This is a genomic window from Pseudobacillus badius (genome assembly GCF_002189605.1).
In the GTDB taxonomy this organism is placed as follows: Bacteria; Bacillota; Bacilli; order Bacillales; family Domibacillaceae; genus Pseudobacillus; species Pseudobacillus badius.
This window is the reverse complement of sequence record NZ_MWMM01000010.1, coordinates 65,524-90,869: the sequence shown is the minus strand read 5'-3', so window position 1 is coordinate 90,869 and position 25,346 is coordinate 65,524. Positions and strand designations below refer to the sequence as shown.

At 44.2% G+C, this 25,346-nt stretch carries 18 protein-coding genes, 2 pseudogenes and 2 other annotated features; of the genes and pseudogenes, 16 read left to right on the top strand and 4 right to left on the bottom strand.

Annotated features, from left to right (window positions below; all coding sequences use genetic code 11):
• Nucleotides 1–148 precede the first annotated feature (148 nt).
• Nucleotides 149–1,528, top strand: a complete 1,380-nt coding sequence (locus tag B1A98_RS14965; RefSeq protein ID WP_082821642.1) for a sigma-54 interaction domain-containing protein — start codon at nucleotides 149–151, stop codon at nucleotides 1,526–1,528.
• Nucleotides 1,529–1,772: 244 nt separating this feature from the next.
• Here B1A98_RS14965 and B1A98_RS14960 read toward each other — a convergent pair.
• Both B1A98_RS14960 and B1A98_RS20220 read right to left on the bottom strand, forming a co-directional pair.
• A pseudogene (locus B1A98_RS14960) lies at nucleotides 1,773–2,018 on the bottom strand (transposase); the annotation flags it as partial.
• On the bottom strand, nucleotides 1,946–2,134 hold the full coding sequence (locus B1A98_RS20220) for a transposase (RefSeq protein WP_478212334.1): 189 nt from the start codon (nucleotides 2,132–2,134) through the stop codon (nucleotides 1,946–1,948). The pseudogene B1A98_RS14960 and the gene B1A98_RS20220, both read right to left, overlap by 73 nt.
• Before the next feature lie 555 nt (nucleotides 2,135–2,689).
• Here B1A98_RS20220 and B1A98_RS14950 point away from each other — a divergent pair.
• The 9 genes and pseudogenes from B1A98_RS14950 to B1A98_RS14910 all read left to right on the top strand — a co-directional run bounded on the left by B1A98_RS14950 (nucleotide 2,690) and on the right by B1A98_RS14910 (nucleotide 11,863).
• Complete coding sequence (locus tag B1A98_RS14950) at nucleotides 2,690–3,538, top strand: hypothetical protein (RefSeq protein ID WP_087903775.1); 849 nt, start codon at nucleotides 2,690–2,692, stop codon at nucleotides 3,536–3,538.
• Between the two features lie 111 nt (nucleotides 3,539–3,649).
• A complete protein-coding gene (locus tag B1A98_RS14945; RefSeq protein WP_041098395.1) occupies nucleotides 3,650–3,829 on the top strand; it encodes a hypothetical protein in 180 nt (59 codons plus the stop codon).
• Between the two features lie 97 nt (nucleotides 3,830–3,926).
• Nucleotides 3,927–4,532 carry a hypothetical protein gene (locus B1A98_RS14940; protein WP_063383987.1) on the top strand — a complete coding sequence of 202 codons (606 nt, stop codon included), beginning with the start codon at nucleotides 3,927–3,929 and terminating at the stop codon, nucleotides 4,530–4,532.
• Nucleotides 4,533–4,670: 138 nt separating this feature from the next.
• Nucleotides 4,671–5,423, top strand: a pseudogene (locus tag B1A98_RS14935) (SDR family NAD(P)-dependent oxidoreductase).
• Between the two features lie 502 nt (nucleotides 5,424–5,925).
• Nucleotides 5,926–6,120 carry a hypothetical protein gene (locus B1A98_RS14930; RefSeq protein ID WP_041098399.1) on the top strand — a complete coding sequence of 65 codons (195 nt, stop codon included), beginning with the start codon at nucleotides 5,926–5,928 and terminating at the stop codon, nucleotides 6,118–6,120.
• A gap of 163 nt (nucleotides 6,121–6,283) precedes the next feature.
• A complete protein-coding gene (gene pdxR / locus B1A98_RS14925) occupies nucleotides 6,284–7,726 on the top strand; it encodes a MocR-like pyridoxine biosynthesis transcription factor PdxR (RefSeq protein ID WP_041114259.1) in 1,443 nt (480 codons plus the stop codon).
• A 233-nt stretch (nucleotides 7,727–7,959) separates the two neighbouring features.
• Entirely contained in the window at nucleotides 7,960–9,156 is a 1,197-nt protein-coding gene (locus tag B1A98_RS14920; RefSeq protein ID WP_041098402.1) for a M14 family zinc carboxypeptidase, read from the top strand.
• 213 nt (nucleotides 9,157–9,369) lie between these two features.
• Nucleotides 9,370–9,738 (top strand): ArsR/SmtB family transcription factor, encoded by a 369-nt coding sequence (locus B1A98_RS14915; protein WP_041098404.1) that lies wholly within the window; start codon nucleotides 9,370–9,372, stop codon nucleotides 9,736–9,738.
• Nucleotides 9,731–11,863 carry a heavy metal translocating P-type ATPase gene (locus B1A98_RS14910; protein WP_063383986.1) on the top strand — a complete coding sequence of 711 codons (2,133 nt, stop codon included), beginning with the start codon at nucleotides 9,731–9,733 and terminating at the stop codon, nucleotides 11,861–11,863. The genes B1A98_RS14915 and B1A98_RS14910 overlap by 8 nt, the downstream gene beginning before the upstream one ends.
• Before the next feature lie 78 nt (nucleotides 11,864–11,941).
• Here B1A98_RS14910 and thrS read toward each other — a convergent pair whose 3' ends face one another.
• The gene (gene thrS / locus B1A98_RS14905) at nucleotides 11,942–13,873 is read right to left on the bottom strand and encodes a threonine--tRNA ligase (RefSeq protein WP_063383985.1); all 1,932 of its coding nucleotides are present in this window, start codon (nucleotides 13,871–13,873) and stop codon (nucleotides 11,942–11,944) included.
• A 56-nt stretch (nucleotides 13,874–13,929) separates the two neighbouring features.
• Nucleotides 13,930–14,152: a binding site (T-box leader), on the bottom strand.
• 38 nt (nucleotides 14,153–14,190) lie between these two features.
• Nucleotides 14,191–14,413: a binding site (T-box leader), on the bottom strand.
• Nucleotides 14,414–14,700: 287 nt separating this feature from the next.
• Between thrS and B1A98_RS14895 the strand changes: the two genes are divergently transcribed.
• From B1A98_RS14895 to B1A98_RS20530, 6 genes are all read left to right on the top strand, one after another.
• Nucleotides 14,701–15,198 (top strand): RNA polymerase sigma factor, encoded by a 498-nt coding sequence (locus B1A98_RS14895; protein WP_041098411.1) that lies wholly within the window; start codon nucleotides 14,701–14,703, stop codon nucleotides 15,196–15,198.
• The gene (gene rsiV, locus B1A98_RS14890) at nucleotides 15,198–16,049 is read left to right on the top strand and encodes an anti-sigma-V factor RsiV (RefSeq protein WP_041098413.1); all 852 of its coding nucleotides are present in this window, start codon (nucleotides 15,198–15,200) and stop codon (nucleotides 16,047–16,049) included. Before B1A98_RS14895 ends, rsiV begins: the two co-directional genes overlap by 1 nt.
• A 523-nt stretch (nucleotides 16,050–16,572) precedes the next feature.
• On the top strand, nucleotides 16,573–18,447 hold the full coding sequence (locus tag B1A98_RS14885; RefSeq protein WP_063383984.1) for an acyltransferase family protein: 1,875 nt from the start codon (nucleotides 16,573–16,575) through the stop codon (nucleotides 18,445–18,447).
• Nucleotides 18,448–18,630: 183 nt separating this feature from the next.
• Complete coding sequence (locus tag B1A98_RS14880) at nucleotides 18,631–19,149, top strand: GNAT family N-acetyltransferase (protein ID WP_041098417.1); 519 nt, start codon at nucleotides 18,631–18,633, stop codon at nucleotides 19,147–19,149.
• 194 nt (nucleotides 19,150–19,343) lie between these two features.
• Complete coding sequence (locus B1A98_RS14875) at nucleotides 19,344–19,766, top strand: DUF5391 family protein (RefSeq protein WP_041098419.1); 423 nt, start codon at nucleotides 19,344–19,346, stop codon at nucleotides 19,764–19,766.
• Between the two features lie 118 nt (nucleotides 19,767–19,884).
• Nucleotides 19,885–20,061: a hypothetical protein gene (locus B1A98_RS20530; protein ID WP_156487241.1), complete on the top strand. Its 177-nt coding sequence runs from the start codon at nucleotides 19,885–19,887 to the stop codon at nucleotides 20,059–20,061.
• Between the two features lie 95 nt (nucleotides 20,062–20,156).
• Here the strand turns inward: B1A98_RS20530 and B1A98_RS14870 are convergent, their stop codons facing one another.
• Entirely contained in the window at nucleotides 20,157–25,346 is a 5,190-nt protein-coding gene (locus B1A98_RS14870; protein ID WP_063383983.1) for an ATP-binding sensor histidine kinase, read from the bottom strand.

Sequence of the window (25,346 nt, the reverse complement as noted above, 5' to 3'; positions counted from 1 at the left end):
GCAAATATTGTGCCAATTCTAGAAAATAAGCCTATTGCGTTTATTGAAACTGTTTTCATTATTTAGTACAATAAAATTGTTAATTAATTTTACAATACTGTAAACTAAAAGTGAACATTTTGTTTACAGATGGCAGGAGGTTGACAAAATGAGCGCAATGCCTGTTGAACATTCAATTTTTTATTTAAAAACTTTAATTGAAACCAGCTCTGATGCCATTACGATCATCAATGCACAGGGAGAAGTGGAATATTGGAGTTCCCAAGCGGAGATCATTTATGGGATATCAGCGAAAGAAATAAAAAAGAAACGAATAAGTGATTTTTTTAAGCAGGAAGATTTGAAATTGTTGGAGATACTAGAAACAAAAAAGCCTGTATTTAATGCTTATCACCAGCCACGTCCGGATAAGCATGTCTTAATTAGCTCCTCTCCTATATTTGATGAAGAAGGAAACTTACTCGGGGCAATTTCTATTGACCAAGACATCACTAGTATCGTGAGACTAAATGAGAAGTTAACATTAACCACCAATCAACTGCAAAAAATTAAACAGCAGTATCATGTGCAAGAACAAATCGGACCTTTATCAGAAATTAAAGGAAATAGTCTGGCGATAAGGAACACAAAGGGACTGGCTCTAAAAGTTGCGAAAACGGATGCCACGGTATTGCTCCAAGGGGAGAGCGGCGTAGGCAAAGAGCTATTTGCCCAAGGCATTCATGAAGCAAGTCTGCGCCAAGACAAACCCTTTATTCCCATCAACTGCGGCGCGATTCCGGAAGCCTTGTTTGAAAGTGAATTCTTCGGATATGAAAAAGGATCTTTTACAGGAGCTTATAAGGATGGAAAAGCAGGAAAAGTGGAGATGGCAGATGGAGGTACGTTATTTTTAGATGAAGTCGGCATGCTGCCGCTTGATATGCAGGTAAAGCTTTTGCGCGTGCTTCAAGAAAGAGAGGTATACCGGATCGGCGGCAGCCTCTCTATTAAAGTCAATATCAGGGTTGTGGCAGCGACAAATAGCGATCTTGAAGAAATGGTAAAAGAAGGAACATTTCGTGAAGATTTATATTATCGCTTAAATGTTGTCAGCCTTACCATTCCGCCACTCCGGGAGAGAATTGAAGACATTCCGCTTCTAGTGAAAAGCTTTGTCCAAGAATACGCAGCTAAATACCAAAAACAAGAGCCCGCCCTGTTAGAAAGCGCCATGGAGATGTTTATGAATTATCATTGGCCCGGAAATATTAGGGAACTGAGAAATGTTGTAGAAAGAATGGTGATCTTCACGGATCAGTCCATGATAGGGGAGGATGACATCACTCATATATTTCCGACGGTTGAAAAAAGAAAGCCAGCTCAAGAAGAAATTGGACTCGCTCATGAGAAAGCACAGCTTGAAAAAGCCCGCATCCAAGAAGTACTTGCGGAAATGAATGGAAATAAAAGTGCTACCGCCAAAAAATTAGGCATCTCACGGGTTAGTCTTTATAAGAAACTAAAGGAATACGGGGTTGAAGTGTGAGTGAAACGGATCGATAGATGAACTTTTGAAATGATATGCAAACTGGTGACTGGTCTATGAGGGGCGGATCACTGAATAAAAGAAAAATCCATAGCCGGTCGTAAATAGCCAGCATCTTTAGGAAGGTACTGGCTTAGTTTGTCGGCAAAAGGGGTTCGGAATGATCTCATTCCGAACCCCTTTCTGTTTTTTAGGTGGTTTTCAAGCCATTTGAGAGAAAGATAGACCTCTCCGACACCATTATTTAGACCATTTTCGGCCCCTGCCAAGTCCAATTGGCTATTTTCTTGGGATTCATGGCAGCGAAAGTAAGCATCGCCTGCATCGGCAATTTTTTAAGTCCCCTTAAGGTTGTCCAACGCATGCCATGCTTTTCTTTTGCATCTGCGAAAACGCGTTCAATCGTTTCTTTGCGTTTCACATAGATAGGTTTGACCTCTTCGTGATGGCGAAGATGGTCGGCTTCCTCCACATATTCCTGCCAAATGTATATTGGATGAAAGTCAGTTTAATTAAAATAACGGGATCCGTGCTTGGGCGGCCTACTTCCGAGTACAACTCTTCCACCAAGTCATAAATGAAAGAGAAATCAATTGTTGTCTCCATTTTACGAACCAGATGATTCTGTGGTACAAGCTGGTCTAGAGCGATCATTTCTAGTTGTTCCCGTTGGCTTGAATTGAGTTTCGAAAGCATCTTCATCACCTCAAGCGTTTTATTTTAAAACAGGTAATCATTATACGGCTACCCTAACTTTGTAAACTCTGTTGATTGGAATGGAAGGCGCGAAGACTCCTGCGGGATCAGCGGGACAGGCGAGACCCCGCAGACGCTTTAGCGGTGAGGAGGCTCACCGCCCGCCCCGCGGAAAGCGAAGCAGCCTGGAATGGAAATCAACAGCCCCCATCTACAAGCAAAAGAAAAAGACTGCGGACCACAACTTCAATTTTCATTGAGTTTGTCTACAGTCTGAGCCAGCACCTTTAGGAAGATACTGGCTTATTTTTTTAAAAAAATATGCAGTAACGTGCGTCAGGTCAGGTATTCCTCTTTTTTCGTCAATCGAGTTGTCAACTAAAGCAGCAGAGCGTGTGGCAGCCGGCTATCTGAGTAAATAGAATAAATAAACCGTTTTAAGAAGTGGAAAAGGGGAGAAATGACTTGGCGCAAATTGAAAAAGTGTATGCAGAGGATTTTAACGGAGCCAATCACGCTTTACAGATACAAAATGCGATTGAGTTTGCCAGCAAGAACAATACAAAAACAGTGTTGCTTGCGGACAAAACGTATAGTATTACGGCTCCTTTAGTTATTAAAGAAGGGGTCAGTCTAGAGTTTGGACATGGCACCATCTTTGCGGTGTATGGGAACTTTCCAGTAATAGAGTTAGAAAGAAACGCCGCTATGAAAGGAGCCTATATTGCGATTGATGATGCAGCCTTTACTTCGGAAGTCATTCGGCTAGATGGTAAACACAAGTATTACAATGTCTGGAATAGAACCAAAATTGAAGAATTGAACGTTATTAACTGGTCAGGGAGCCATAAAGGAACAGGAATTTCTTTATTCTCAGGCGGGAGCGGCCACGAAATTTCTTATGTTCATTTTGAAAATGTGAAAATAGCAGGAATGGACATCGGGATCAAGTTAAAAGCGCAAAAACCGGCAAGCGGCATGGCCTGGGTGAATGCCAACCGGTTTGCCAACGCCTCAATAGATGATTGTATCACAATGATTTATATGGAAAGCGGATTAACAGTCCCGAATGAATGCAGCGGCAATCAATGGACGAATTTGCAAATACAGCCTTCAGCGGCCACCCGAAAGATCGCAAGAATTACCGGACAATACAATAAACTCGAAGGAATGGTATGGGACGTAGCTTCTATAGCGCTGGCAGGTCCTGTGATAGACTTGACTGCCACGTCAGATTCGACAGACTTGATTATGCCAGCTGTGCCATCCAATCGGATTAGCAATAAAGGCACCAATAACAATCTTCATAGGTAAAGAGACAATGGCCGTACACGCAGCAAATTAGCTTTGTGCGCTATCGGCGAAAACCTATAAGGAGGCTCTGAAGTACAAGAGCTTGTCCTGAACATGCTGAAATGAAGCAGCATGCAAACCAATGAGCACTCAAAGAAGATGGACAGCAAAAAGGGAAGTGTGGCCAGCACTTCTTTTTTGTTTGATTTTATCCCTCAGATTAAGAAACGGCAGCTGAAGAACGGGTTGGATGCCGTGCATAAGCCTGAACAATTGCTGATGATGGTTGTTTTGTATAAACAGAATCAATAGGTGGCCCCGCCTCATTGGAACTTTTTCCGTTGTTATCCGTATATAAGATACCAGCACTAAGCAGTGGAAGAAACATCAAAGAAAAGTGGTGATTGAATTGAACGTATTTGCGGTTGTATTGTGTTTATTTGTCATCAGCTGCCAAGCCTATAAGTTGATCCAGCTTTTGCTGAAAATGAAACAAGAAAAGCTGGCTCCCATTACGGCCGAAGAGTTAGCGGCGTTGAGAAAATATCCTCAGAAGCCAGTGGATGCCCCTGTGTATTCTAAGCAGCGAACAGGTCTTATCATTGAATGTTCTATGCTGCTGTTTCTTATGGTGGTGTTATTCATGGGGCTGTTTTTCGATAAGTTTGATTGGCCGTTTTTCTTTTTCATCTTACTGCCTTTTTCTTATTCGAATGATGTGTTGAACTTGTTTGCGGTTGTGGACGATGGTTTACTTAGCGGCAATCGCTTTATTGCTTGGGATCAGATAAAGTCGTTTCAGTTCGTTCCGATTGACCTCAATCACCGGTATTATGGTTTTGATAAAGAAGTGAATGAAGGATACGAATTGATCATTAAGCGAAAAGTATGTTCTACAAGCTGTATTGTGACATCTGCTGAAATGAAAGAAAAATTGACAGCCCTTTTGCATGAGCATGCTTCTAGGCTAAAAGAGCAGGAGAAAGCTCATATCCATGCTAAAGAAAGTCATTAGCGCTGGCTAAGCTATTCCTACTGAGGTCAAAAGAGGCGGGTGAAAACGAGTGCGATGCGGGACAAGCACCGCAGGCAGTTTCCGCGCTGCTAAACGAGCGGCATTCATACAGCAGCTTTTCAAAGGAAGGGAAAGAGAATGAAAGCAGGAGGATCGGACAGGATGGAAACATCAATCAACCAAAAAATATGCGTGATTACGGGCGGAACAGGCGGCATCGGGTATTATCTGTCAGCAGGATTTGATGAGGCGGGGTATAAAGTTGTTGCTTTAGATAAAGAGCAGCATCAGCCTTTAACGGACGGCATTGACTTTATTAAAACAGATGTCAGCAGGCAAGAAGACATTAAGCGTGCGTTTAGGCAGATTGCCGGCCGATATGGAGCGGTGCATGTGCTGATTAATAACGCGGCGGTTTCCGCGTTCTCCAAACCGGTTTCTGCTATCTCCGTTGAAGAATTTGAGGCGGTCATTGCGGTGAATTTGCGCGGCAGCTTTATTTGTGCGAAAGAGTTTATTCGAGCAAACAGCGGCCAGGATTATGGCCGAATCATTAATATCGCTTCGACGAGGTGGAATCAAAATGAAGCTGATTGGGAGGCGTACGGAGCCTCCAAAGGCGGGCTGGTGTCCTTAACCAGCACATTGGCGGTGTCTCTTAGCGACCGGCCTATTACTGTAAATGCCGTGAGTCCCGGGTGGATACAAACAGAAGGATACGGAGAATTATCGGCATGAGACCATGCTCAGCATCCATCCGGACGTGTCGGGCGCCCGCGTGATATTGTCAATGCTTGCTTGTTTCTTGCAGATGAGCAAAATGATTTTATCAATGGCCACAATTTAGTTGTTGATGGCGGCATGACAAAGAAAATGATTTATGAGGAGTAAGCTATAGCAAGAGTACAAGGGATAAACAACAGGGAAGCAGGACCAACAGTCAGATGGAAAGGTAAGGCGGATAAGAAGAAGCCTCTCATTGTCCGCCTTATGCATTGTTAAGCAGCTATGTTACTAGATATCACACAAAAGGAAGAAACGTTTATTGGAAGTAATAAACCAAGGAAAGAACCGATAAAGGTATCCTTAGATAATAGGGAAGGGATGTTTATGAATTTAGACGGCTGCCTAAGAGGAAAGCAAGAAATTTATCAGAAGAAGTAGGTATTCTCCTTTTTAGTACTGATAGAAAACGAGAAATGAAAAATAGGGTTATACGTTACTTGAATGAAGTCAAGGTAGTTTCACCAACGGATAGGCGCTCTCTTCATAAGTGGATGGCAGATTTTTGAGGGATTTGGATGGTTAATACTTTTGTATCTCCAGGTATACTGGATATGTCTACAAGAAAGATTTCTCAAATGATGTACATTATGATTGTGAGAGGTGCTATATGAGTATTGCCATTGCATTAGTTATTGTGATTGCTATCATTGCAGGTGTCTCTACCTTTTTATTAGCAGGTAAAGGTGACGAGGATTATAGAAGCAATGCTGGACGAAACACCAAGAACTTAAGCTTGATTTATCTTGTTGTCATGATTCTGTCATTTGTTGCTGTTGGGGTATATATCAAGTGGTTTGCATAGAGCCGAATGCTTTACCATTTTAAACCTAGCATCTGTTGCAGATGGTAGGTTCCTTTATTATTTAGAAAGACGTCCTTTGAGCCGATTAAAGAAAGTATATGCTATTGTCTATAATTAGGAAGCAAACTATGCTGTTTATCAAGTCAGCAAAAAGGAGATCGATATGGATTGGAAACTAGACAGAGCAGTTAAAAAGCCTATTTATAAACAGCTTGCTGAATATATTGAACATGGAATCGCAGATGGGACTTTTCCTCCCGACAAGCCATTGCCGTCAGAAAGAAAGTTGGCTAGTGAGTTAAATGTGAATAGAAGTACGGTCGTGTCGGCGTATGATGAATTAGAAGCAAATGGACTGATTGAAAGAAAAAGAGGGAGCGGGACAACAATAAGCAAAGACATTTGGGGAGTGACCAAAAAGCGTGTGCCGAGCTGGAACCAGTATATTAAGGCAGGCTCTTTTCTTCCCAATGTACCTGTAATGCAAAGAATACAAAAGGAACTGACGGTCCAAAAGCTGATTAATTTAGCCAGCGGAGAACTGTCGGAGGATCTTTTTCCAACCCGTTTTTTGCAGGAGATTATTTCAACTAGGGTGTTTGACGGAAACCTCGGTTACGATCATCCTCAAGGAAATGAAAATTTAAGAGATACAATTGGTAAGCATGTGGGAATTTATCGGGGAATTGAGGCAAGCCCTTCCTCCATTCTCATTACCTCTGGGGCGCAGCAGGCGTTGCATTTGGTGGTCCAATGTCTCTTAAAACCAGGGGATGCCATTGTTTTGGAGGATCCTTCTTATCACTATGGACTTCCAGTGTTTAAATCTGCAGGGTTGAAGACGTTTTTCTTACCCGTTAATAGGGATGGAATAAATCCTGAGGATTTGCTCTTTCTGCACAAGCGGCACCGGATTAAAATGATATTTTTAAATCCCGCCTTTCAAAATCCAACAGGCGTGTTTCTGCATAAAAATCGCCGTCAGCAAATACTTGAGCTGTCGTCTCAACATGGAATCCCAGTGGTCGAAGATGATCCTTACAGTTTAACTGCTTTTACAGGGGAAGATGCCTCTCCTCTGAAATCGATGGATCAGCACGGGAATGTTTTATATATCAGTTCTTTATCAAAGGTTGTTGCTTCTGGCTTGCGCATTGGATGGGTTATTGGTCCAAAGCCGGTAATTGAAAGGTTGGCGGATGCCAAGCAGCAAGTAGACTTCGGGCATGGAAGTTTTGCTCAATGGATGGCGAATGAATTTTTGAAGTCTAGCTATTTCAGCATCCACATCAAAAGCTTGGTGAAGCAGCTGAAGCAAAGGCGGAACCAAATTGTTACAAGTATGGAGACTTATTTGAGGGGCGATGTCGATTTTCAAGTCCCTCAAGGAGGCATCCATTTGTGGTGCAAACTAAAAAAGGAATATAATGAACTGCAATTACTGGAGGCATCTATTAAGAGAGGGGTTATTTATGTGCCTGGAGCAACTATGGGATCGGAGGCAGGCTATGTCCGCTTTACTTATGCCAGGGAAACGGAAGAAAAAATAGATGAAGGAATAAAGAAGTTTGCAGATGCTTTTTATGCCATGGATAAAAAGCTTTAATTTTCCTCGAAATAATTCAATGGAATATAGTCAAAGCGTGCTTTAATAAAAATGAGTGAAAACTCGTTTCTTCTGTAGAAATGGAAATGTTCAGAAAATAATAAACAATAAGACCTGTTTTCTTTTCCCTCTTCTTAGTCTCTTCTATTCATTTTCCTTTGGCAACAAAGGAAACGATACAAAGTGATCGAATCCTTTCCTTAGAAGCAGAGAATTGAGTGGAGGGATGAAGGATGAAAAAGGCATGGAAAGTGTTAGGCTCAACCGCATTAGCGGCATCATTATTGGCCGTGCCGGCGGTAGGCTGGGCGGAGCCGGGACCCAGCCCGCAACAAGGGGACAACTTATCGATTGACGGCTTCATTAATTATGAGGAGCTTGGGCAAAAACTGCAGCAGATTCAAAAGTCGAGCCAAGGAAACGTAAAGGTGGAAACAGCTGGTTATACGAACCAAGGAAGAGAAATTTACAAAGTATCAACGGGCCATGGCAAGAAGGTAGTGCTGATTCAGAGTGAAATTCATGGGAATGAAAAAACAGGCACGGTGGCCCTGTTAAACATGCTGCAAAGTCTTGGTTCCAGCCAGTCTAAAGAAGCAAAGAAAATTTTAGACGAACTCACTATTGTAGCTATTCCAATGATGAATGCAGATGGATCGGAATTAAACCGCCGGGCAAATGATATGGATTGGGCAGAGGTGACAGCTAAATTTCCTCAATTAGCTCATGTAAAGCCAGCCTGGAATTATTATTCCTCTCCAGGAAGCTGGAATTATGACAAGAACCCCGGGTTTGATGTGAATCGCGATTTTCATCCGGATCTTAATTACGTGCCCAAGGCTGAAGATTTTCCAGGAACATCGAATGCCTACGGCTGGTATATTACCCCCGAAGCTCAGACGGTAAGAGATGTGTATAAGGACTTAAAGGCACAGTTTGGAAAGGTGGATGTATTCGTCGATCTCCATCATCAAGGGTTCCCTTATGTAGAAGGGACTGATGACAGAGTAACAATGTCGATATCAGGAAAGTTTGTGACCAATCCAAACAGCCCAGGCGGTGAAAAATATGCCGCTTATGCCGACCAATACAATTATGATTTTTCGCGCCAGTTGAATGTAGCTGTCTATAACGCCTTGCAAGCAAAAGGAAATTCCGTGTTTACAAACATTTCACTATATGACCAAAACATTGATCTGCCTGGCACGGCTCTCGGCTCTTTTGCGCTAAATGGGAGCGGAACCGTTCTGTTTGAAGTCAGCGGTCAAACGCAAAACTTTGGGCAAAAACAAAGAGGACAGCTTGTAAAGACAGTTGAAACAGGCCTTATGGGGATTATTAACGGAGTAGCAGACGGATCAGTTCATCAATTAAATCCGGATGACTATCAGAATATCCCGTTAAGTGTCAGGACACCAGGGGGACTATAAGAACGTTATTCACTTGCCGCGACTGGAGAGATCCTTTCGCGGTTTCTGCTGTATAAAGCGCACTGCTGAGGGGTTCTTAAGATCTGCTGTTCCTCACTAAACAGGTCGAATATAACTAAAAGCAGCTCCTTCCTTTTCCTTTCAGTCAACATCTGAATAAAAAAGGTATATACTATATTCAAATGAATATTTGAATGTTAAGGAGTGAGCCGAGTGAGTGATAAAGACATTTGCGAAGTGTATTGTTATGACGAGGAGAAAGTAGATCGGATACAGAAGAAAATCAAGTTAGAGGATTGGTCCGGCGTGACCCCGTTATTTAAAGTGCTGGCTGATGAAAAGAGGGCAAAAATTGCTTATTCCCTTTGCCAGGAGGGGGAGCTATGTGTGTGTGACATGGCGAATATTATCGGCGTTTCTGTGGCCACGGCTTCCCACCATTTACGGACCCTTCACAAGCAAGGGATTGTGAACTATCGAAAAGAGGGCAAATTAGTTTTTTACTCATTAGATGACAAGCCGGTCAAACAGTTAATCACCATGGCGCTGGCACATAGGAAAGAAGTGAAAGCTCATGTCTGACCAGTCAGTCAAACAGTCGAGCCGAGACATGCAAGCTTATCGGGTCCAGGGGTTTACTTGTGCCAATTGTGCCGGCCTCTTCGAAAAAAATGTAAAAGAATTACCCGGAGTGGAGGATGCCAAAGTAAACTTTGGAGCGTCCAAAATTTATGTGCAGGGTCATGTCACGATTGAGGAGCTAGAAAAAGCTGGAGCCTTTGAACAGCTAAAGATTCGAGATGAAAGAGAGCGGCAGGTGGAGCATACGCCTTTTTGGAAACAAAAAGAAAATATAAAGGTGTATGTTTCAGCAGTGTTGCTTATTGTTAGCTGGTTTTTAGGGCGGCAGTATGGGGAAGACTCAGTCTTTGCCACAGCCGGTTATGCTGCGGCCATTTTAATTGGCGGGTATTCGCTGTTTTTTAACGGCTTGAAAAATTTGAGCCGGTTAAGGTTCGATATGAAAACCCTTATGACCATTGCGATTATCGGAGCGGCAATCATCGGTGAATGGGGCGAAGGGGCCACAGTGGTGATTCTCTTTGCGATCAGTGAGGCTTTAGAGCGCTATTCGATGGATAAAGCCCGTCAATCCATTGAATCGTTAATGGATATTGCGCCAAAAGAAACGCTGATCCGGCGTGGAAATAACGAGTTCATGCTGCATGTAGAAGACATCCAGATCGGCGACATTATGATTGTAAAGCCGGGACAAAAATTGGCGATGGACGGGGTGGTAATCCGCGGGACTTCGGCATTGAACCAGGCGGCGATCACTGGTGAGAGCGTGCCGGTCGCCAAGACAGCCGGTGATGAGGTGTTTGCAGGAACGTTAAATGAGGAAGGGCTTTTGGAAGTCAAAGTCACTAAACGGGTAGAAGACACGACTCTATCCAAGATCATTCACTTAGTAGAGGAAGCGCAGGCCGAACGTGCTCCATCCCAAGCGTTCGTCGATCAGTTTGCCAAATATTATACACCGGCTATTGTGTTCCTTGCTTTTCTCATAGCCGTGGTGCCGCCGCTGCTGCTGGACGGGGACTGGAGCAAATGGGTTTATCAAGGATTGGCAGCCTTGGTTGTTGGCTGTCCGTGCGCGTTGGTTGTGTCAACGCCGGTTGCTGTCGTGACAGCTATCGGCAACGCAGCAAGAAATGGCGTGTTAATTAAAGGCGGCGTTTATTTAGAAACCGCCGGAGCTCTTCAGGCCATTGCTTTTGATAAAACCGGCACATTGACGGAAGGGATTCCTTCAGTTACCAATATGGCAACCTATGGCGGAGATGAAAAAGAATGGCTGGCGATTGCCGCTGCCATTGAAAAGGGGTCCCAGCATCCTCTTGCTTCCGCTATTATCCGGAAAGCAGAAGAGATGGGGCTGGACTTTCAAAGCGTTGCGGTGGAGGAGTTTCAATCAATCACCGGCAAAGGGGTGAGGGCGAAGGTTAACGGCCAAACTTATTACGTAGGAAGTCCCCAGCTGTTTGAAGCAGAGCATCAGATTATGAAAGATACGATTAAGAAGCATATCTCTGCCTGGCAAACGGAAGGAAAGACCGTCATGGTTTTGGGAACAGAGCAAGCCATTCTTTTACTCATAGCCGTGGCAGATGAAATCAGAGAATCGTCAAAAGAAGTGATCCGCCGCCTCCACGACCTTGGCATCCGCACCGTCATGCTGACAGGTGATAATGAAAGAACAGCCGCAGCGATCGGATGGCAGGTAGGCGTAGATGAGATAGAAGCGGATTTGTTGCCTGAGGATAAAATGGATTTCATTAAAGCTCTGCGCGCAAAGCATCAGCATGTAGCGATGGTAGGCGATGGCGTCAACGATGCGCCAGCGCTTGCTGCCTCATCCGTAGGTGTAGCCATGGGCGGAGCCGGAACCGATACCGCCTTGGAAACCGCCGATATTGCCCTTATGTCTGATGATTTAAGCAAGCTGCCGTATACAGTCCAGCTGAGCCGCAAAGCTTTGGCCATTATTAAGCAAAATATCACTTTCTCGCTAGCCATTAAGCTGGCCGCCTTGCTGATGGTAGTGCCTGGCTGGTTAACACTGTGGATCGCTATCTTTGCTGACATGGGGGCCACGCTCATTGTCACCCTGAATAGTCTGAGGCTGTTGAGGGTGAGGGAGTAACCAAAGCACTTTATTAAATTCTGAGCGCAAAAGCCGATCTCTTTTAGTAGCGATCGGCTTTTGCGATGCTTTGAGCTTCTATTGCCTTGGTTCATCACTGCGCTCTGTAATTTGGCGCCACACTTTCTCTTTAAAGTCTTTAAATAAAACACTTTCTGATTGCTGAGCGCCGTATCTTCTGACGTTAACGGCTCCTTCGTCCATTTCTTTATCTCCCAGCACTAGAATGTACGGGATTTTTTGCATCTGTGCTTTTCTTATTTTATATCCCATTTTTTCATCGCTTTTATCTATTTTTACCCTTACACCGAATTGCTTCAATTCGGCTTCGATTTTTAAACAGTAGTCTAGGTGGACTTGTGAAACCGGAATAATTTGGGCTTGAATCGGTGCAAGCCATACAGGGAAAGCACCGGCAAAATGTTCGATTAAGATCCCGAAGAAGCGGTCGATTGACCCGAAAATAGCGCGGTGAATCACAACGGGCCGGACCTTTTCATTCCTTTCGTTGATATATGTCAAATCAAACTTTTCCGGCATTTGAAAATCAAGCTGAATGGTTGCGCATTGGTGACTCCGTTTCAACGCATCTTTAATATGAAAGTCAATTTTAGGGCCGTAAAAAGCTCCGTCCCCTTCGTTTAAGGAATAATCGACATTTAAATCTCTTAGCACGTTTTTCAACGCTCCTTCAGAAACCTCCCAGAAGGCGTCATTGCCTAACGAATCCTCTGGACGAGTGGAAAGCTCCACTGAATAATCAAATCCGAACGTACGGTAGACGCGATCAATTAAATCAAATACTTTCTTGATTTCACTTTCAATTTGATCCTCCCGAACAAAGATATGGGCATCGTCTTGGCAAAATGTACGGACCCTGAGCATTCCATTTAAAGCGCCGCTGTATTCATGGCGATGAACTTGGCCAAACTCTGCCATTCGAACAGGCAAATCCCGGTAGGAATAAAGGCTGTTTTTAAAAATCAGCATATGGCCGGGACAGTTCATTGGTTTTAATGCAAATTTTTTGTGCTCCACCTCAGTAAAATACATGTTCTCATGGTAATGATCCCAATGACCGGATTCTTCCCATAGCTGCTGATTCATCATAAATGGCGTGCGAACCTCTTCATAAGCCGCCTGGCTTTGAAGCTCCCGGGAAAACCTTTCTAACTCATTTCGAATCGTCTGCCCCTTTGGCAAGTAAAACGGCATGCCGGGAGCTTCCTCGGAAAACATAAATAGCTCCAGCTGTTTTCCTAACTTTCGGTGATCTCTTTTGGCTGCTTCTTCCAAGAAGTGCAGATAGTCAGTCAGGTCTTTTTGCTTTTTAAAGGAAACTCCATATACCCGCTGGAGAACTTCATTTTGATTGTCGCCTCGCCAATAAGCACCTGATACACGCGTTAATTTAAAAGCTTTGATCCAACCTGTTGATGGAAGGTGAGGACCACGGCACAAATCAATAAATTCTCCTTGCTGGTAAAGGGTAATCGTTTCACTTGGAGGGAGATCTTGAAGGATTTCCAATTTAAACTGCTCGTTCTTTTCTGTAAACAGTTTTTCAGCTTCTTCATAAGACACTTCTATACGTTGAATCTTTAAATTCTCGCCGACGATTTTTTTCATTTCTTTTTCAATAGCGAGCAAATCATTGGAAGTGAGGTGATGATCCAATTTGACATCGTAGTAAAATCCATCTTCAATCACCGGGCCTATCCCTAATTGCACGTTCCCGTAAATTCTTTTGAGCGCTTGCGCCAAGACATGAGCGGACGAATGCCTTAACATATGCAATCCTTCCTCCGAGTTTAAAGTTAAGATAGAAAGGCTGGCATCTGCTTCAACCTTGCAGCTTAAATCCACCAGTTGTTCATTTAGCTTTCCGGCAACAGCTTCTTTCTTCAGGCTGGAGCTGATTGACCCCGCAATCTCTTCGACTGTAGTGCCTGGGGCGAAGCTCTTTATCTGTCCATCCGGGAATTGAATATTGATCTTTTTTTTGTCCATATCGTTGACACTCCTTTAAAGTAATAGAAAGATAAAAAAAGCGCACTCATCCCTGAAGAAGGGACGAGTGCGCTTAACCCGTGGTTCCACCCAAGTTTCCATAAGCAAACAATACACTTATGGCTCTGGTGCTGTAACGCAGCAAACGGCATTGGATACTTTAGTTCCCCAATGCAGCTCAAAGGCGGTAAATCATTTTCCTAAGCTAGGAAGGTCGCAGCTGATCCTTCCCTCTCTGAAAGCCGTAAAAATGATTCATGTCCTTATCATCGCAATCAATATTTACAGTGAAAAAATAAAAACACACTCATCCCTAAAGAAGGGACGAGTGTGTTTAACCCGTGGTTCCACCCAAGTTTCCATAAGCAAACAATACGCTTATGGCTCTGGTGCTGTAACGCAGCAAACGGCATTGGATACTTTAGTTCCCCAATGCAGCTCAAAGGCGGTAAATTATTTTCCTAAGCTAGGAAGGTTGCAGCTGATCCTTCCCTCTCTGAAAGCCGTAAAAATAACTCATGTCCTTGTCAAGGCTTTTACCATGTAAGCAGTATTTTCAATTATTTTACATAGTACAGTAAATCATTAGAAATGACAACCCGGTATTTACAGGCTGCGCTTATGCCAGAGCTTCCTTTAATAGGGAACGCGCGCGGGCATTCCGAATGAAAACTAGCAATGCAGTGAAGGATTCGCAGCTTTTGGAGCAGACATTTGTAAATCCTCTATATAAATTTTTCGGTGAAGCAAACTTTTCTTCAGGCTAGCCCGTCTATCCTATGTAACGGCAGATAAATTGTATTTTTGAAAAGGAGCTCTTTGAAGCAATGAATAAAAGAGAGGCACATGAATTATTTGTTACTTGTATGACCGATCACAAAGAAGATTTTTATCGCTTAGCGTTTAGTTATGTGAAAAATCAACAAGACGCACTGGATATTGTGCAGGAATCGATAAAAAAAGCTCTTGTATCTATGGAGGGAGTGAAGGAGCTTCAGTCCATAAAGAGCTGGTTTTATAAAATTGTTGTGCGCACGGCGATTGATTTTCTAAGGAAGCAGAAGAGGTTAACGGTGGCCGACCATCAAACCATCGATTTTTTGAGCAGCGGAAAAGAGGATGACTATGAAGATCTGGATCTTCAGAATGCCCTGGACGCCTTGCCGATCCAATATAAAACGATTCTTATTCTCCGTTTTTTCGAAGATTTGAAACTAGAAGAAATTGCAGAAATCGAAGAAGAAAACATTAGCACCGTCAAAACGCGCCTGTATCGGGGATTAAAGTTGCTGAGAATTGAAATCGCCAAGGAGGACCTATTATAATGGATAAGCGATTAGAAATGTTAAGAAAAGACTATAAAGATATACCGATTCCAAAAGAATTGGATAGGATTGTTGCCCAAGCTCTTCAGGAAAAGCCGAAGAAGAAAACGCGTCCGGTATGGCCGGCAAGTGTTGCTGCTGCTGCCTTGCTATTTACAGCTACTGTCAATTTCAGTCCGGAAGCGGCTCAGGCTATGTCCAAAATCCCTTTAGTCAAAGAACTGGTAGAAGTAGTTACCTTTAATGAATTTAAAGAAGAGAAGGGCAATGCCAGCATTGATGTCAAAACCCCGGCGATTACCGGTCTCGATAATCAAGCGCTCGAAGACAACTTAAATCAAAAATACGTGGAAGAAAGCCAAAAGCTTTATGAAGAGTTTGCGAAGTCAGCTGCCGCTGAAAACGGACATTTTTCAATGAACAGCGAGTATGAAAAGGTAACAGAGTCACCGGAGATTTTGTCCGTTCGCCGGACGATCCAAAGAACTCAAGCTTCCGGCTATATTCAAAACCGGTATGTGACGATCGACAAAGAAAATGAAGTGTTGATCACGTTAAAGGGCTTATTCAAAAATGGCCAATATGTGCCGGTCATTAGCGAAAATATTAAAGAGCAAATGAAACAGCAAATGGCCGCCGATCCTAATAAGATCTACTGGGTGAGTGAGAATGAGATAGAGCCTTTTACACAAATCAGCCCGGATCAGCCATTCTATATTAATCAAGATCACAAGCTCGTCATCTCCTTCGATGAATATGAGGCAGCCCCTGGATACATGGGGCCTGTAGAATTTATTATCCCGACGGCTGTCATTTCCGATCTGCTTGTCGGTGAGCGGTATATCCGCTAAAACAACGGCATTCACAAAATAGCTTTGCATCAGACCAAAATAAGTGGCCCTTTCTTCTTGTCAGCTAGAGGAAAGGGCGTTTGATATTGTACCGATTCGATGGAACGGGAACAGAACAAAAAGAAAAAGAGTCTTCCCTCCTTTCCGTGGACTTATCACAGCTATACATGCAGGTTAGGCTCTTCAAAAAATAGACGGCTGAAGGCACAGAAGAGTTTGTTTCTTTTTTTAAAAAAGCGCTGCTGTTAGTTCATGCTGGCGTCTCAAGGGAACGAAAGGCTGCTTCCTGAGGAAAGCGTCTGCCTGCAGCAAAATGTACATACTCTTTAACAGAGACCCCAAAAGATGAAAATTTTTTTCTTTTATGAAACTAAATGATAGGCTAGATACGTCTATTAACGAGAGGGGCGTTCGCCCCTTAGACGGATATTGATGGAAAGTTTAATAGAGCAAGATTATAACTGTACCTGCAGGGGAAATTTCAAGTATCATCTTAAAGAAGTGGCAATTGGAGGAATTTTTTATGTTAGGCAAGACACAAAAACACCGGTACGTCCCCGGGTTAGACGGCCTTCGAGCATTAGCTGTGCTAGCTGTTATTGCGTACCACCTTAACTTCAGCTGGGCAAAGGGCGGCTTTCTCGGAGTGGATATCTTTTTCGTTTTGTCCGGCTATTTAATCACATCCACCATTTTACCGGCAAAGGGAGAAGAATGGACATTCGATTTACGGGAATTTTGGATGGGCCGGATTCGCCGCTTGCTTCCAGCTGCTTATTTCATGATTATCCTTACGTTCATTTGGGTGATGCTGTTTCATCAGGAGCTTTTGGACACGGTGCGCGGAGATGCCGTTGCCTCTATTTTTTATGCAAGTAATTGGTGGTTTATTTTTCATGAAGTTTCCTACTTTGACAGCTTTGGCTCTCCATCGCCTTTAAAAAATTTATGGTCGCTGGCGATTGAGGAGCAGTTTTATATTGTTTGGCCGCTGGTGCTGGCCGCCGGCTTGTACATATTTAAAGGGCGGCAAAGGTTTTCGCTATTCGTTTTTCTCGGAGCCCTATGCTCAGCCGTTTTAATGGGGGTGCTGTATCAGCCGGGAGCTGATCCTAGCCGCGTCTATTATGGCACCGACACGCGTTCCTTTGAATTGTTGATTGGCGCCTGGCTGGCTCTCGTTTGGCCTATGAACCGGCTCTCGTCCAACCGGCTGTCCCCTGAACTTGTGAAGACACTCAATATGACTAGTTTGATTGCTTTTGGCATTTTTCTGCTTTGTGCCGTTTTCATAGATGAATATCAAACGTTCTTATATAGAGGGGGCATGCTGCTGATCGGGCTTAACGCCGCCGTTCTGGTTGCTTGCATTTGCCACCCGGCCAGCTTGCTGGGGAAATGGCTGTCCTGGAAGCCTCTTCGATGGATCGGCTCAAGATCCTACGGCATTTATCTTTGGCATTATCCGGTGATTGTGTTAGGAACGCCGGTGCATGAAATCGGAAATCCGGTGTACTGGCGAATAGGCTTGCAGCTTATCCTGATATTAATCATAGCTGAATTTTCCTATCGCTTGATTGAAATGCCGATTCGCAAGCATGGATTCCGGCCATTTTTCCAAAAGCATCTGGCGATCAGTGCCTTAAAGTGGAGAAACTCTCCCCCGATTGGCAAGGTATCGACGATTCTTATTCCTCTGGCTGTTCTAATATTTGCTGCCGGTATCGCTGGCGCAGTCGCAGATGACGAGCAGCAGGAAACAAAACAGTCCCATCCAACGGAGGTCAAAATCGACGGCGGCAAACAGGAAAGTCTGCCGGCACAGGGGGACGCATCTCATAGCAAAGAAGAACAGACACCTGAAGATGAAGAGATAGAAGCGCCGCAGGAGGAAGGTGACGCACCGGCTGATGCCTCCTATACCGAAATACTGGCGATTGGCGATTCTGTTACAATCGATATCGCCTCTAGTTTGCAAGAACGCTATTCTGATATGACCATTGATGCGAAGATTGGCCGGCAAGTCTCGCAAGCAGCGAAACTGGCATCCGGGTATGCCTCGTTTAACCGTCCGGATAAGGCTGTGATTATTCAGCTGGGGACGAATGGCTACTTCACCGATCATCAAATTGATACATTGCTGAGCAGTTTTTCAAAAGCCCATATTTACTTAGTCAACACACGCGTTCCGCGGCCATGGGAAGGAAAAGTCAACCGAACGTTAGCAAAGAAAGCGCAAGAATATGAAAATGTCACGCTAGTAGATTGGTATTCCGCCGCGGTTGACCATCCGGAATACTTTGCGGCGGACGGTGTGCATCTGTTGCCAAAAGGAATTGCTGCCTTAACCGCCTTGATTGATCAATCGATTGCCGGAGATACCCATGCTGCTGGATAAAGACTTGTTGCATAAAATAACGCCATCCCCTTGGTTCGCCAAGGGGATGTTTAGCTAGGTGTCAGACAAAGCAGACAGCTTCTATGGGTATATACGATATACTCATAGAAGCTGTCTGCAGCAAGGGGAGGTTTTTGTTATTCAGATGAGCGAAGGATCAGAAACTCAAGGGGGAAAGAGAACATGGAGATCAGATTATTAACTGCTGCTGATGCAGAAAGGTATCGAAACTTACGGCTTCAAGCCTTGCAGCACAGTCCGGAAGCTTTTTTAATGACGTATGAGGAGGAATCCAGCCAAACAGATTCCCTTCAGCAATACAGAGAAAAACTGCAGCGGGAAAGCAGCTATACATACGGCATCTTTAAAGGAGCGGAACTTGTCGGCACAGGAACGCTGCAAGCAGAAAAACCTTTAAAGGTAAGGCATAAGGGCAATGTTTTTGCGATGTATGTAGCACAAGGGGAAAGAGGCGGGGGGATTGGCAAGAGGCTGCTGCAGCAGCTGATTCAACAAGCCCGGTCACTGGATCTGGAGCAGCTGCACTTAACTGTGGTATCTGCCAATCGTGCTGCGAAGGCATTATATGCTTCTTTCGGATTCCGCCGATATGGCTTAGAGGAACAAGCATTAAAATGGAATGGGCAATATTGGGATGAGGAGCACATGGTTTTATTTTTAAAGAAAAAAACACCTGAATGATCAATGGAGAGAACGGGTCTGCAGCTCGTTCTCTCTTTCTTGCATAAAGGGTGCTGCACATACAAACAAGAAGAACCTGCCCCGCTTCAAAGGACTCCCCAACATTTTGAAACTTTTTGGTTGATTATCCGTATATTTACAAGAGATAGCTCCTTCTTTTCGCATGAAAGGAAGGAAGCTGAGGGAGGAGAACGATGGAAAATAAAAAGAAAACAGCAGCAGCTACTTTGCTTTCCGCTGCATTGTTTTGTGCGTTGATAGCAGCCAGCTCGCTGAGTCCGTTATCAGAGTGGGGGAGAAATGCCAATCAATTTAACTCTCCGGGCATGTGGCTGGCCATGGCGATAGTATTCATTCTTTATATAGTCCCTTTATCAATGTATATGGCTGGCTTCGCATGGATGAAATACGTAATGGCCGTTTGTTGCGCGCTCGGCTTGCTTAGCTTTCTATTTACTTTGGTCGTTGCGATAGTAGCCGGTATGGTTAGCGGAACAACTTTACAGTTTATAGGCGTATTAGGGGTGTGCAGCTTGGCGATGGCTGTCAACATCAGCTGGTTCTTTATCGCGCTCGGCTCTAAAGAAAAGCGGACAGCTTCAGTGATCAACATGTAGCTGGCCGTCGAATGCGGCTTCGTCATGGAAAGGGCGGAGAATCAGTCAGCTGTCCGCCCCTTGCAATAATGGGCCAATTTCGCCCCCTCTTATGCGAGCTTGCCTGGAGGCAGATAGGATGAATATAAACAAATATTTAACGGGGTTTTTGGCAGGCTATATGATTTGCCTGTTGCTTGTTTATTTGGCCTTTGACTATTTTTCTTGGTCATTTACAGCCGGTTCTTTAGCTGACGCGGCTCTCTTTGCGCTCCTCATTAAAAGGGGAGGGAAAAAAGGCCGCAAGTTTCCATAACAGCAAAGCCTGTACGCTGCTCTTAGAGGATGAATAAAGCACAGAAGTTAACCTGTGCTTTATTCATGGATTAGCTGCCGGCAGGATAGCTGGGGTTAGCTATATTCTGCGGCGTATTGAAAGAGGGGCAGCGTAATGAAAAAAGTTGTCCCCTTGTCTTTTGTACTTTCTACCCAGATTTGTCCCTTATGAAAGGTAACAATTTCTTGGCAGATGGACAGGCCGAGCCCATATCCTTTTTTGTTTAAGCGAGAGCTTGTCTTCGTATAGTTTCGATCAAAGATATAAGGGAGGTCGGATGAAGGAATGCCGCTCCCTGTATCCTGGATATGAATCATTACTTCGTTGCCTTCGTTTACTTTTTCAAAAAGAAGGCGAATTTCCCCGGACTTCGTATGGTTGCGGGCATTAGTCAGCAGGTTGGTGAATACCTGTTCCATCTTTTCCACATCCATTTCAATGAGAGGATCGGCTTCTTCCTCACTTTGAAATTGGTTCACTACTGTAAAAGAAAGCCCCTGTTGCTTGATTTCATATTCAAATTTGCGATAGAGGCGCTCGGCGAACTGCTGAAGAGAAACAAAGTCCATGTTAAATGGCATCTGGCCGGACTCTAATCGTGAGAGCGTGAATAGATTGTGAATCAATGAGTGCAGCTCATCTACCCGCTCAAGCCCTTTTTGTAAGTAGCGGGTTTTTTCCGCTTCTGTTAAGACCATCCCATCTGATATAGCTTCCATATATCCTCGAATCGAACTCAGCGGAGCGCGCAGGTCGTGGGAGATGTTTTCGATAAAGTGCCTTCTTGATTCCTCGGCTTGCGCCAATTGTTGATTCAGCTTTTCCAAATCAATGTTTGCTTCATGCAGTTCAGCTGTCCGTTTTTCCACCGTCGCTTCCATTTGTTCATAAAGGTCAGCATTTTCAATGGAGATCGCTGCTTGGGTTGAAATGAAAGCAAGAAATTGAATTTTCTCTTGGGTAAATGCATGAGTGGCTTTATTATTTTCCAAGTAGAGCATGCCTGTGACTTTTCCTTTATTTAAAATAGGCAGGCATAGAAGCGACTTTGTTTTTTGGCGAAGGACATAAGGATCATCGGTAAACATCCCCAGCGCTGCCGCGTGATCAAGCACGACGGGCTCTTTGCTTACATAAGCAAACTGGACAATTTTATCAGACAGAATGCCTGTCCCGGTTATTGGCTGCTGCTTGTTCCAGTTGCCTTGTGATTCATCTAAGCTTTTATACTCGCTAAGTATAAATTCATCTTCCTGCCTGTACAGCAGCATGCCGCGGTCAGCACCGCCATATTCCATTGCAATCTGCATTAACTTAGCTGATAGTTTCTCCAGCACGATTTCCTTTGAAATGCTTTGAGTCACCTCCAGCGCAGCGTGGGCATCAAACGAGGAGTGCTGCGGCAGAGAGGCGGCCGAATTCTCCTCTGACAGCTCTTCGCAGGCTTCTGCCATTTGCTGTGCTTTCGCGGCAGCTCCCCATTTCTTGAATGCTTCAGAGGCATTTTTTAAAAAGGGATCGGCAAGGACGGATAATCCGGCACCGGCAAAATAATTGCCTGCACATTCGTAGGCAATCGCTGCGTCCTGGGTAAAGCCGTTTTGTTCGGCGTAATGGATGCTATCCGTATACAAAGCAATGGTCTCATGATGGCTTCTTTTAGATGTTAAACGCTGCATCTCAGCTTTTAACAGCAAATATTTGTGCCGATAATTGCTGGGGGAGAGATCCGCCCACTTTTTTAACTTGCGGGCATGCTTTTGCAATGTCCTGTATATTCTCTTTTTTTCAGAAACCCCTTCTGCTTCTTCATAAAAGCGCGCCTGCCAGAGCGCGTTATAAAAATAATATTCAGGAACAATGACAAGCGTCAGCCGCTTATTAATCATCGGCACAAGCAGAGCCAGCAGCTGTCTGGCATATTCGCGCTTATCAAATAAATAGGCCATTTGCAGACGGATCGTGTAATGAATAATCTTTGCTGAATCGTCATCTACGATGGTTTCCAGCTCCCAAAGCGGCTTGGTTTGACGGCCTTTCAGAAACTCAATCCAATCGCGGATTTCATATAAAAAAGCCCGAGATACTTTATATTGAATTTGGTCTATAAATTGAATTTGATTTTGCACCCCGGCCAAGGCTTCATCCAGGGATGTCCCTTTAATTAATAAGGTAATCACGATAAACGAGCTGTTTGCCCCGGCAAGGTGGATATTGCCGGCATCAAGGCAATACCGCTGAGATCTTTCAAGGTACAGGAGATTGTCACTGATTGGACCCAGCCAATGCTGCACAAAGCTTCCGTACACGAATTGAACACGGCCTTTGATTCCTAAATGGTTAAACCGTTCAGAAAGCTCGAGCGCCAGCTGTCCAAATTCATGACTTCCTTTAAAATCGCTGAAGCCGGCGCTAAGTATCAAGGCATAGTTATTGACAACTAAAGCACTGATATCCGTCAGCCCATACTTTAATGTGTACCTTAGAGCTTTCAGCATAAGCAAGGTCGCTAAGTGCTGATCGATATGATAGCTGGAGGAATTCATCGTGATCATTGTATCTAGAACATTAATTCGATCTTTATCTGTGAGCTTTGGAAGTGTAAGGATTTTTTCTTTGGCGTTCTTGGAGAGAGTTTGCTTCACAAGCAAAAACTCACGGATAATATCCCATTTTGTTATTTTCCTTGAAAGGTCAATGTCAAATAATTTAAGCCCTTCAATGCCGGCTTGAACAGCTTCCTCCACTCGATGCATATGTGTATAAAGCCTCATTTTCATATTGTAAATCGCGAGCTTGTCAGCCGGCGAACGAGAATGCCGCAAAATCTGATCAAATGTGCTTTCCGCTTCTGCGAATTGGCTCATGACATACTGGCATTCACCGAGCCCTTTCAACATTCGAAAGGTAAGCTCGTATTCTTCAGACCAAAGGGGCCCTGTTAAGCTGCCGGCTGTTTGAAAATATTTCAAGGCTTCGGCAAACGCCGCTGAAGCCTTGGCTTTTTCTCCAGCCTGGACATTCCAGTTGGCCAGCTGAATCATTTCTTCCTCAGTTAAATGCCTGATGCTTCTATTCAAGTGATGAACAACCGTAAACAAATGGTCTTCGATTCCTTTGGAACAGTGCACAAGGAAATTCCCAATTGTTACATGTGCTTTTTCTTGCTCTTCTCTGGTCATCGTTGAATAAACAGCTTGCTGGACACGGTCGTGAAGAAAGGTGTAGGCAGGGGACTTCTCCTCCTTCAAGTATCCCCATTTGTACCATTGATCGTTCGGCAGAATCAGCCCGGCTTCCAGTGCCATCCATAAGTCGCTTGCGGCTTCCTTCTTTGTTTTTTTTGAAATCATCGCTAATGTTTCTAGATCGAAGAAGTTTCCAATACAAGCCGCCAGCTTTAAAATATGCTGAGTCGCTTCAGGAAGCAGGTGGATTCTGTTAACCAGAAAGCTAATAATGCCACCTTTCACCGGATTTTCAGTAATCGCTTCGTATGCGATCGTCCACTTTCGTTTTTCAGGCTGCAGCATAATATAGCCATCCTCGTAATACGATTGCAGCAGCTGCTTTGTGTAAAAAGGGTTTCCTTGCGTGATCCGATGCATAAATATCGATAATTCCTTTATGTGCGGGCCCTCATCCATGAACGATTCCATCAGCCATTCATAAATCGTCTGTCTAGGAAGGGTGGTCAAGGGAATTTCAACATAGTGAACGGCTTCTTTTTTTAATGTCCGAATCGTTTTCTGCAGAGGGTGAGGCTCATTCACCTCGTTATCACGGAAAGCTCCTATTACCATAAAATACGGAATATTTACCCGGGTGAGCAGATATTCCAGCAGTTCCAGTGAGGCGATGTCCGCCCACTGCAGGTCGTCAAGAAACATGACGAGCGGATGCTCCTTTGCAGCGAAGATCTCAATGAATTTCTTCATCACTAATGGGAAATTTTTCTGAATATCTATATGCTCCTGTTCCTTTATCGTCTGACGTTCACCAAGCAGCCATTTAAGCTCCGGGAGGATCGAAGCTAGAACAGCGGCATGGATAGAAAGCTCCTTTTCGAGCTTCTCCTTCCATGTTTGAATTTGCTGAGGCGTTTCCGCTGTGATTTGTCTAATTAATGACTGAAAAGCCGATATAATTGAGGAAAAAGGAACTTGTCTTTGCATTGGATCGAATTTTCCTGATATGAAATAGCCTTTCTCTTTGATGAGCGGCTTATGGATTTCATGGACGAGGGCCGTCTTGCCAATGCCAGCTTGTCCAGGTATGAATACAATGCCGGGACTTCCGCTGCTCACATGAGAGAAAATGTCTTCCATTTGTTTCGCTTCATGTTCCCGCCCATAAATTTTGTGGGCGGTGGTAAAAACGCTCAGATCATCGTGCAATCCAAGGGGAAATTCTTCGATGCGGCCTACTACATAATATTGGCTGAGACAGGCACTTAAGTCTTCCCGAACACCCCAAGCGCTCTTATATCGGGCCTCTGGGGATTTGGCCAGCAGCTTCATGATAATAGCCGAAATCTGCGAAGGCAGGTCTTTTCTAAGGGCTGAAGGCTGCTTGGGTGTTTTCGCTAAATGAGCATGAACCAGCTGCATAGGTTCTTGGTGCTGAAACGGGACTGTTCCAGTGAATAATTGGTAAAAGGTGATGCCGAGCGAGTAAAAATCCGTTCGGTAATCAACGGAACGGTTCATTCGGCCGGTTTGTTCAGGGGACATATACGGCCAATGGCGGCTAGTTGCCCGATCCAGGCGTGTCACCGCTTCATAGTGCTCCTGTTTTAAAACGGTTGAATGGTTGAGCCCTGTGATTTTCACAGCATGCGAACGTCTTGATAACAACAAGTTTTCCGGGTTTATGCTTTGATGAATGAGCTGCTGCTGATGAAGAGTGAACAGCGCAGTGGCTATGTTTTTGGCAATTTTCAGCCCATCGTAAATAGAGACCGGCTGCTGCAGAAGTTCTTCTAAGGTGATGCTTGAAAAATACTCATAGACAAAATAGTCCTTGTTCAAATAATGAACGGTCTGAAGGGGACGAAGCGTACTGTCGCCAGTCAATTGGCGGCTCATATGGAATTCATGAATGGCCGAGGCCCTTTCTTCAACAGAAGAAGCGTTCGTTTTCATTACTTTGATTAACACATGTTTACCGGTGTCAACGGCGTACGCTTTATAAAATAAGCTGCTGGCGTTTTCCGTTTCAACATCGATCAATTGAAATCCAGGTATCTGAAGTGGATTTTTCAT